At 59.8% G+C, this 8,940-nt stretch carries 11 protein-coding genes; 5 read left to right on the top strand and 6 right to left on the bottom strand.

Annotated features, from left to right (window positions below; genetic code table 11):
* Both KBZ07_RS11970 and KBZ07_RS11975 read left to right on the top strand, forming a co-directional pair.
* The coding region (locus KBZ07_RS11970; protein WP_254931827.1) for a bile acid:sodium symporter family protein at positions 1–573 on the top strand (573 nt) is incomplete at its 5' end.
* A gap of 93 nt (positions 574–666) precedes the next feature.
* Positions 667–870 carry a hypothetical protein gene (locus tag KBZ07_RS11975; protein ID WP_254931828.1) on the top strand — a complete coding sequence of 68 codons (204 nt, stop codon included), beginning with the start codon at positions 667–669 and terminating at the stop codon, positions 868–870.
* Positions 871–1,441: 571 nt separating this feature from the next.
* Here the strand turns inward: KBZ07_RS11975 and KBZ07_RS11980 are convergent.
* Together KBZ07_RS11980 and KBZ07_RS11985 are read right to left on the bottom strand one after the other, a co-directional pair.
* A complete protein-coding gene (locus KBZ07_RS11980) occupies positions 1,442–2,566 on the bottom strand; it encodes a HipA domain-containing protein (protein ID WP_254931829.1) in 1,125 nt (374 codons plus the stop codon).
* Positions 2,567–2,604: 38 nt separating this feature from the next.
* Positions 2,605–2,859: a helix-turn-helix domain-containing protein gene (locus KBZ07_RS11985; protein ID WP_254931830.1), complete on the bottom strand. Its 255-nt coding sequence runs from the start codon at positions 2,857–2,859 to the stop codon at positions 2,605–2,607.
* Positions 2,860–3,903: 1,044 nt separating this feature from the next.
* On the opposite strand from KBZ07_RS11985, the gene KBZ07_RS11990 reads away from it, so the two are divergent.
* Both KBZ07_RS11990 and KBZ07_RS11995 read left to right on the top strand, forming a co-directional pair.
* Complete coding sequence (locus KBZ07_RS11990) at positions 3,904–4,743, top strand: 20S proteasome subunit A/B (RefSeq protein WP_254931831.1); 840 nt, start codon at positions 3,904–3,906, stop codon at positions 4,741–4,743.
* Between the two features lie 2 nt (positions 4,744–4,745).
* Positions 4,746–5,279, top strand: coding sequence for a hypothetical protein (locus KBZ07_RS11995; RefSeq protein WP_315859852.1), 534 nt, complete (start codon positions 4,746–4,748; stop codon positions 5,277–5,279).
* 357 nt (positions 5,280–5,636) lie between these two features.
* On the opposite strand, the gene KBZ07_RS12000 is transcribed toward KBZ07_RS11995, so the two are convergent.
* The 3 genes from KBZ07_RS12000 to KBZ07_RS12010 form a co-directional block, all read right to left on the bottom strand.
* Complete coding sequence (locus tag KBZ07_RS12000; protein WP_254931832.1) at positions 5,637–6,137, bottom strand: GNAT family N-acetyltransferase; 501 nt, start codon at positions 6,135–6,137, stop codon at positions 5,637–5,639.
* Positions 6,134–6,433, bottom strand: a complete 300-nt coding sequence (locus KBZ07_RS12005) for a DUF1778 domain-containing protein (RefSeq protein ID WP_254931833.1) — start codon at positions 6,431–6,433, stop codon at positions 6,134–6,136. The genes KBZ07_RS12000 and KBZ07_RS12005 overlap by 4 nt, the downstream gene beginning before the upstream one ends.
* A 298-nt stretch (positions 6,434–6,731) precedes the next feature.
* Positions 6,732–8,078, bottom strand: coding sequence for a DUF2252 domain-containing protein (locus tag KBZ07_RS12010; protein WP_254931834.1), 1,347 nt, complete (start codon positions 8,076–8,078; stop codon positions 6,732–6,734).
* 250 nt (positions 8,079–8,328) lie between these two features.
* Here KBZ07_RS12010 and KBZ07_RS12015 point away from each other — a divergent pair, with 250 nt between their 5' ends.
* The gene (locus tag KBZ07_RS12015; RefSeq protein ID WP_254931835.1) at positions 8,329–8,556 is read left to right on the top strand and encodes a Nif11-like leader peptide family natural product precursor; all 228 of its coding nucleotides are present in this window, start codon (positions 8,329–8,331) and stop codon (positions 8,554–8,556) included.
* Here the strand turns inward: KBZ07_RS12015 and KBZ07_RS12020 are convergent.
* Positions 8,497–8,940: P44/Msp2 family outer membrane protein (locus KBZ07_RS12020; protein ID WP_254931836.1), on the bottom strand; the 444-nt coding region annotated here is incomplete at its 5' end. The two genes, KBZ07_RS12015 and KBZ07_RS12020, sit on opposite strands and share 60 nt — an antisense overlap.

An 8,940-nucleotide genomic window follows, 5' to 3' on the forward strand; every position in this document is an offset into this window, starting at 1 on the left:
GCAGTCAGCAGCGTTATTACCGTATTTACGATTCCACTTTTTGCAAATCTAGCACTTCAGTATTTCCTGGGTACAAATGCTGAGATCGCCTTGCCGATTGGATCTACCATGCTGCAAATCTTCCTGATCACCTTGCTGCCCACCGTGATCGGGATGGCCATTCGTAAACAGTTCCCTGACACAGCCCGTCGCCTAGAAAAGCAAATGAGCCGCCTTGCGACAGGCCTATTGGCTCTAATTATTGTGCTGTTGCTAGTAAGTGAGAGCAGTAAGCTTCCAGGATTTTTGGTGCAGGTGGGAACCGGCATAGTGCTGCTCAACCTACTGGCAATGCTAACAGGATTCCTCGCTGGAAAGGTATTTCGGCTTTCGCCAGCTCAACAGATCTCTATCGCCATTGAAGTTGGCATCCAAAATGGAACGCTGGCGATCGCCATCACAGCTGGCCTGCTCAACAACCCGGACATGGCTGTGCCCGCTGCTGTTTATAGTTTGTTTATGTACTTTACTGGCTTCGGAGCCATACTTTATGGCAGGCAAGCAAGCCGTGGCTCATCTAGCTTTAAGCACTGAACTACTTGCCAATTCGAGGACCCTTACACTGGTAAAGTAGCTGGTAATGCTGCGTACCCATGGTCCGACTCCTTAGCACCATTGATGATGCCGATGTCCAGCCATGACCGTAGCCACGGCTCAGCCCTCAGCCTGCTGCTCCTGCTGGGCCTGGCGATCGGGTTGCACGTCTACGCCGTACGTGTGAAGGACGTCCAGCCCTCCCGCTATCAGCCGGGGCCCAGCTTGAGTCCCGATGGTTCCGCCCGCGTTGCTGGCTCCCAGTCGAATCGTATTAAGGAATTGCTTGCTAAATAAATTGCATGGTTGATAGCCCGTTTGTTTTCAATCCCCTAAATACAGCTATACCAGTGGTGGTGCTGCAGCACAAGCCTGACCGCACTCGGTCTGCGCCAACTCAAAAAAGCTAAGTGAGTATTTCACAAGAGACCATGTCGTCTCTGAAAGGCGCACTTTGACAATAATTTAGGTCTTTCAATTGGGCCAATCCTATCCCCCAGTAGTCGCAACTCTGGTTGCGAAAAACTAGGCGCTCTACTGGTCAAGCCACTCCTAAATCGCTGACAGGTTGGCCGACCAATTCGCTGCCGCCGATGCTGCTGCGGGCACTAGGTACCCGGTTCGCCCTCTCTCAGCACCACCGTGACCCGATGGCCTAGGAACAGCTCTTTGCCGGTTTCCTGGGCCTGGGCCTTATCAGCAGCACAAACCCTGGTGAGCTTCATTAGCCCCGACGGCAGCCGCTTCGCCTAAACGAGCTGAGTTGCTGAAGCCTCTAGACCCGACAACACCGGATCGGCGACGCCAGCAGGAAAGGCAGGCGGCAATTGTGAACGCACAACACCTGCCACTGCTGGAGCCTGGACGATCAACTCGTCCAGGAGGGCTTGTGCATCACCAAGCCCAAGCCTTTGGCGGTGAGCAGCATGCGCCGGGCTGTGATCTCCAGAGGCTTGGTGTAGCTGCCTTTTTCACCGTGCCAGGCCATGTCCATCCGGAGCTTCTGTTGTGGCCATTGGCCACTGCGGCGACCGATCACCGGCCAGGCCGAGAACACGTCGTAGAGCGGGGTGAGCTGAAAGCGCCCGCCGGAGTTGTGGAAGAGGCTGAAGTTCTTCGCGTGGCCATCAATGGCGCGCAGCATCCAGAACAGCACCTGTGCCTTGAAGAAGGTTGCCAGGTCGCTGGGTTCTGACGATTGAGCCAGCAACTCGGCGATGGCCACCATTCCTGGCCCGCCATTGTTTTCGTACTTCATGGTGGCCGGTGTGGCGGTTGCCTGGCAGCAGTCTTCCGTGGGCAGCCACAACCAATGGCTGCCGCTGGCATGGAGCTTGCGATCAAAACGCTCAACGATCAGGCAGCGTTGCCCGTCAAAACTGGCGATCTCGCTCGGAGCCACCGGCAAACCAAAGGCATGCAGGATCCTGCCGCACAGCCACTCGTTCTCCACTGAAGTGCTGAAGTCGATCTGCCCCTCGCCGATGATCCCCATCGACAGCTTGAACAGGTGGGTGGTGGGCGTGCTTTCCAGCGGCACGCACCACTGGCCGTTGTGCCATAAGAAGGCTGTCTTCTCTTGTGCACCTGCCACGGAAAGCCTCAACTCATCGGCGTCAGCGCTCAGGGATCCTGGCGCTGGTGCAGCCGTGACGGTGCGCAGCCGCTGGCCGATCTCCTGGTCGCTCAGGGGCCTGGCCTTGATGCGATCGATGCCACTGGGCTCCTGCTCCGGCGGCAGCAGCTGCATGGCACCGGCGCAGTCGCGGCCAATGGCGGCCAGCAGATCGAAGGCACTGGTGCTGGCTGCGGGCAGGAGGTTGTCGAACCAGCTCTCCACGGCGGTACCTCTGAGGGTGCTGGCCCCGAGGCCAGCAGGTAGCGACAGCGACAACGGGCGGAACTGGCTGGAGCGGAGCCAGGCCTCGCGGTAGCTGAACTCCTGGGGGCCTCGGGCCGGCAGTGACCAGGTGCCCACCCGCATGCCGTTCATCCACACCGCCAGGGAGCGCGCATGCGTGGGCCTTCCCCTCACCACTCGGTTGGCTCGCTGGAGATCTGTCGCGCCCGCACCACCAGCTCGAGGTCGAGGGCCGCCAGGATCAAGAGCAGCCGCTCCACAGTGAGGCGCCCGGGCTGCAACTCGAGCTGGGACAGCCTGGCCTGGCTCGTGCCACCGGCTTTGAGGGCTAAATCCTGCTGGCTCACGCCCTGCTGCTGTCGCACACCCCTGAGCAACGTCCCTAGCTGGGCGGGAGCGCGGATCACCTGTTCGCTTGCGGCCATGCCTCACTCAGAATCTCAATAAACGCTCAATAACAGGATTACCAATAAAAGATATATATTGAGAATCCGGCTAGCCAGGGGATGGGCAATGGCTTGTCTTGCCAGGGACCCGCCCTGAAGGTGGAAGCGCGCCTCCACTCTTTCGCACGAAAAACAGCTGGGTTCGACGCTGCGGCGCTGACGCTGCATTCAGCAACGTTCATGCCTGGTTGCACACCACGGGCTTGAAGCCGCCCGCCACCCATGACCTCGCACGTTTACTCCTGCTCCTGCGCGCCTACTCCACCTTTGCGGTGCAATCGGGCTGCAGCAGGTCATTTGAAAGGCGCCCCGTGGGGGGCGCCTTAGCACCGGTTGCGGCGGTCACCTCCTCACACAAGGTGTGCCGGTCGGGTGTCTGGGGGTTCACTGATCACCTGTCTGGGGCCTGGCAGGAAAGGAATAGGGATCACGTTTGGTAGAAGAGATGCTCGAGGCTTGACCTTCTCGGTTGTGATCTCGGCTCGGGTTATGCAGCCCAAGATTTAAGAGCGCAGGAAATAGAACTGTCATATTCCTCTCTGCAGTTACGGGATGGCATTCGCGCCACGCCATCGCATTCACTCTGATGCAACACTCGCACCTCCGTTGCGTTCACCGGCTCGGGTGATCCCTGGCCGGACTCTATTGGAGGGTGAGGGTCAGGTTGGCTACCGGGCCTCCCCTCAACTTCAAAGTACGCCGCTTTTCAGCTGTCGGTGGCTTTCGGAAGTACCTATTCCCGTACTCCTGGGACCACAGTCAGCGCAGGGATTCGCAGGCTTCCCCATCGCCATGAAGTATTGATCGGAATCATGATGATCACGCACGCCAGGATGGCGATCGCGACTTGATTCACCCTAGAGAAAAACTGGGACAGGCGGTTACGGGCGGCCATGCCGCTGAACGGGGGGCTGACGATTTTGCCGATGCACTGACCCCGGGCCGCGGCGTTTTTGCGGCTGGTGCTGCCAGTGAGATCGGCAACACCAGGATGGCAATGCTGAAGGCGGCCAAGCTGGGGCAGTGAATGGTGGTGGGGCACTTGGGCTCACATTCTCCTTACTGCTAGGGTTTTGGAGCTATTGCAGACCATTCAAGGTGACCTATTGCATCGGTTACTGGCTGGAGAAAGGGTTGGTTTTCGCCTCCGACTCCCGCACGAATGCAGGAGTTGATTATATTTCAAGTTATAGCAAGATGCATGTATTTCAGCCGACCTCCGACCGGCTGTTCGTGCTTCTAGCTGCTGGCAATCTTTCTACCACCCAGGCAGTGGTGAACCACATCCAGCGGGATCTGGATCAGGAGATTGGCAGCCAGGCCAGCGTTAACGAGGATCTACGTTCCTGTCACTACCTGTTTGAAGCGGCCGCCTATGTCGGCGCGGTGAGCGTGGCAGTGCAGGAGAAACACTGCACCGCCCTGAAGCAGGCGGGCACCAGCGCAGAGGCCAGTTTCATCCTGGGGGGGCAGATTGGCAGCGAACCTCATGGTCTGTTCATGGTGTATCCACAGGGGAATGCGGTGATGGCCACCCCCCAGACCCCCTATCTACAGATCGGTGAATCCAAATACGGAAAGCCGCCGCTCGACAATGTGGGCAACATCAATTTGTCGCTGGAGGATGCCGCCCGGCTGTGCTTGATTTCGGAAGTGCTCACCTACCGTTCCAACCTCACCGTTGGCCCGCCGTTCGAGCTGGCGATCGTGCCCCGTGATCGTCACACGGTGGCCCATCGCGCCACTTTCGAGGCGGAGGCGCCTGAATTGGCAGCCATGATCGACACCTGGAGCAGCATCCAGCGGGAAGCCCTGCACCGGCTGCCAAGCTTCATCTGGGAACAGAACCAGGCCCGCGTTTGACGGTGCGTGCCGGCCTTCCGACCCCGCTGGAGGCTGTCATGCTTCTGCCTGGATACCAGCCTCTTATGATGGTTTCAATGCGCCTGATCCCTCCGATCGTGCTCTCCGCGGTTGTGGCCGTCGCGGCCGGCAGCAGCAGCGCCGAGGCCGGCTGCCGCTTTCTGATGCCGCTCGGCGGAAGCGGCGAGCCGGTGGTTTCTAAACGGATCGGCCCGGATCGTCTGCTTGGCAGCACCAACTGGAACACGGATTTCATCGTGGACCGATACTTCCGCAGCTATCAGTTTTTCTTCACGTCGGCCTCGACCGAGCGTGCCACCTTCCCGGTGGCCGCGTTCATGCGCTTCACCGATGGCACAAGCCTGCAGGTGGTAAACCAAACGCCCACCTTCGAGCCAGGGACCGGCCGGAAGTTCGGCCCGTTTAAGGCGGTGCCCGGCAAGCGCACCAATCTGATGAACTTCCGGGTGGGCTCCACCACCAGGCCAGCGGCCGTGGGCTTCAGCTATCGGATCTCCGTGCAGGGTTGCGATTGATGCACCAGATGGCTGAACCGCATCAATCTGTGCCCCTGCCCAGAAGTGCATGGGCCAAAACCCCCTACTTTTTGGCTTTGCAATCGCATTCGGCTTTGCAATCGCAGCTTTGAATGCTGGCGCCGCCCTGGCGCAGCAATCGCTGCACCCCATGCCCAAAGTAGACATCTCCCCGTCTGGATGGTGTTCATCCGGCAGCTACTGAGTCAAGAGCCGGTGAAGCCCGAACTGGAAACCTTCCGCCTGGGGCGGCTGGCCTTCCCCAGCCGACTACATCCCCACCGATCTATCAAGCCAGCGACTGATTTGACAGGGGCTGAATGTGTTCCTTGCACCATGACTTATCCCTTCGCAACACTAGATAGGGGACATGCTCTGCAGATCCTTGAGCAACACGAACAGGTGCAGCGGATCACTCGGCGAGGGCCGGAAGCCGAAATGCTCGTAGAAGCCTCGTGCCCGTTCGTTCTTGGCATGGACAGCCAGCGCGCGGATGCCGGCGATGTCTGCAGCCGCCAATGTGCGGCCGATGGCATCCTTTAGCAGGGCGGCGCCGAGGCCTTGCGCTTGGTGATCTACCGCCACGGCCAGCCGGGCCAGCACCATCAGCGGAATCGAATGGCGCGCCAATCCCTTGCCGATGCGCTCGGGCGCCTGCTCCGGGCTCACCTCGCCCACCACCAGGGTGTGGAAACCCACTATTCCATCAGCCGCCAACACCACGTAGGTGCGGCTAGCTCGAGCCCGTTGGTTCGCCAGGGCGAAACGAATCAAGAAGCGGTTCAGGGCTTCGTCGCCACAATCAAAGCTCTCCAGGGAATGGCTGGCCTTGAGTGGTTCGATCCGATAACGGCTCACCCAGCGCCACCAGCGGTTGGCTCTGCGGCAAATCCCACCTCGATCACGCTGGGTTCCTGCAGCAACCGCGCCAGACGGGGATGCGCCTGGGGAGGTGCATCCAGGGCCGACACAAATGCCTCCCAACGCTCCGGAACAAGCTGGAAGTTCTGCCGGTCGGCCAGGGTTTCGGCCGCGCTAGCCAGGGCGCTCTCCAGCACGAAGTCGGTGACGCTGCGCTGGGCCGCCGCAGCCGCCCGCTGCAGGGTTTGCTTGGCCCCTGGTGTCAGCCGCAGGTCCAGTTTTTCAGTCCGCAACTTTTCACTCCGCAACTTTTCACTCCCCAAGGTCGATGACGCCATCACTGCACCTAAAGCTTCCAGCCTAAGCCCAGGCGCCAGACATTGTCATGACGGTAGCGGCGGAATTTTTTGTTCTACTCAGCAGCGCCTGACGGAGATCGTCTCCAGGCTGCAGCCGCAACGGCACCACCTTCACGAGGTCAGCCCCTCCACTAGCCGCTGGAACATAACCAAGGCATCGACGTAACCCCAGCCGGCGTGCCAGCTACTGCACAACAACCTGCACAGCAGCCTGCACAACAGCCGATTGTTTTTAGAAGATCATGCTGGCTTCTAGGCGCCCTTCCTTGATCGCTTGCATGAATAGCCGGTAGTCGCTCTCGGCCTGGTCGGCGTAGTGCAGGCCGAATGCTTCCAGGGCCTGGTCAAAGACCTTGCCGGCGTCCAGCCAGGCCGCGATCGCTATGCGATCACCCGAACGCGCGTGGGCTTTGGCCAGAGCTCGACCACACAATTCGCCATAGAGCTCCAGACCCTTGGCATCCAGGCTGGCCAGGTCGACCGAACCTTTCCAGTTGCGCAGCAGGCGCCAGTAGTAACTGAGATCCCTCTGCAAACTGCTCGTCCATCCCAGAAACGGGTCGCTCACGGTCTGCATCAGCCGCTGCCCTTCGATCACCCGCTGGCCGTGGTGATCGGGTGATGGGGTGGTGGCATAGGGCTCAAACACCGAGGCTTCGGCCTGCTTGCTCTGGAGGATCAACAGGTCATCAGGGTGGGGGCCCACAAACAGGCCGATGGCGCAGCGGGTACCCACCGAACCCACCCCCACGGCCTTCATCGCCGCATCCACCAGGTGGTATCGCTGAAGCCTGTGGCGTACCTCGGCCGGGACGGAGCACAGGTAAAGTTGCAAATGGTTCTGGGCCAGATCGCGCCAGTCGATGTCGGCGGTCCAGCTGCGATCCAACAGGGCATGGCGCCAGATCAACGGGGGGTCATGGCGCAGTTGCAGTTGCCCGTCGGGTCCCCGTACGCAAAGTTTGTCGGCCGCTTCTATGCAGGTGCGGGCCCTGGCCTTGGCGCTCACCTTGAGCACGTGCTGCCGTAGCGGTGGGTGCTCCAGCTCGTTGATGTAAGCGTCGACATCGATGCGCTGCGCCCACACCTGATGCAGTGATTGGGTTGCGAGCGTCTGCATCGCCTTGCGGTAGGCACGGGCGGTGCGCCGGGCCACCCGGCCTTGCTGGTCGCTGGTCAGAGCCAGACTGCGCCCAGCGAGCACAGCACTCGCCACCAGCCGTTTGAGGTCCCACTCAAAGGGCCCGCGTACGGTCTCGTCGAAATCATTTAGGTCGAAGACCAGGCTCCACTCAGGCGATGCGTAGAAGCCGAAGTTGGCCAGGTGGCAGTCGCCGCAGAGCTGCACCTCCAGGCCACTGCTGGGTGCATTGCCTAAGTCATGGGCCATCACCGCCGGCGTGCCGCGATAGAACGCAAAGGCGTCGTGAGCCATGCGGCTGTGGCGCACGGGCACCAGCCAGGGCAGGCGATCGGCCTCCTGTTCCTGCAAGACCGCAATCGGGTTGCGCCGGTCTGCGGCAGGGGCCCAGCGGCTCAGGTCTTGAACCTTGAGTGGAGGAGCTGGTATTTGCACCATGAACCACATGCTAGGCGCCAATCTGTACCTATGCCCAACAAGACGATGGGCCGCAATACTCTGGTCCTTGCCTGCGCGATTGCAGCTTTGGCAGCTACTGCGTCAGCAGTCCGAGCAACGACTATGAGGCCATTCAAAGAACCGGCAAAAGATGCCCGCTGGGGTGGTATTCATCAGGTGGGTACTGCGTCAAGAGCCGATCAAATTTACCCTGCCGGCAGTCCTATGTTGCAGGGGTTGCTGAGCTGCCGTGTCCCAAAGTGAGTTGTTGCTGTTTCTGGCCCATGCGAGGGCTGATCCAACCCTGCGGCAAATGATGGCCGACGCCCTTACGGCTGATCAGGTGTCGCTGCTTGCCCAGGAGCGGGGATTTCTGGTCTCTGGTAGCGACATCCTGCGCTTTCACGGCCAGTCGGCCTCAGGGATCCGCATCAGCCGCATCGACCACCCTGGCGAATATCCCGGCCGTTACTACTGAGGCGCCTATGTCAGCGGTGAGAACAGACAGGGCATTATAAGCCAATCCTAAGCCCAATCTGTGCTCCCCAGCTAGAGAAAGAGGAGTTATCCCATTGTCATATCCATCATCAGTGCCATACCCACTTGTGCCGCGATATACAGCCTCTGCGAAGACTTTGGATTTATAATCAATAGCGTAGGAAAGGCCTGCTTTTGCTTGATAGCCTAGCAATGATTTCGAAGAGCCTTGGTAGCTCAATCCAGGGTCGGCAAATGCGCCAACATCAAGAAATGAAATTCCAATGCCAACACCAATGTAAGGCGATAAACGCTTGCTTGGCAACAGATCCAAGTAGATGCTGGCGAAAGCGGAGTCCTTGCGTGTTTGGCCGCCTTGACTGTA

The organism is Cyanobium sp. BA20m-14 (assembly GCF_024346295.1).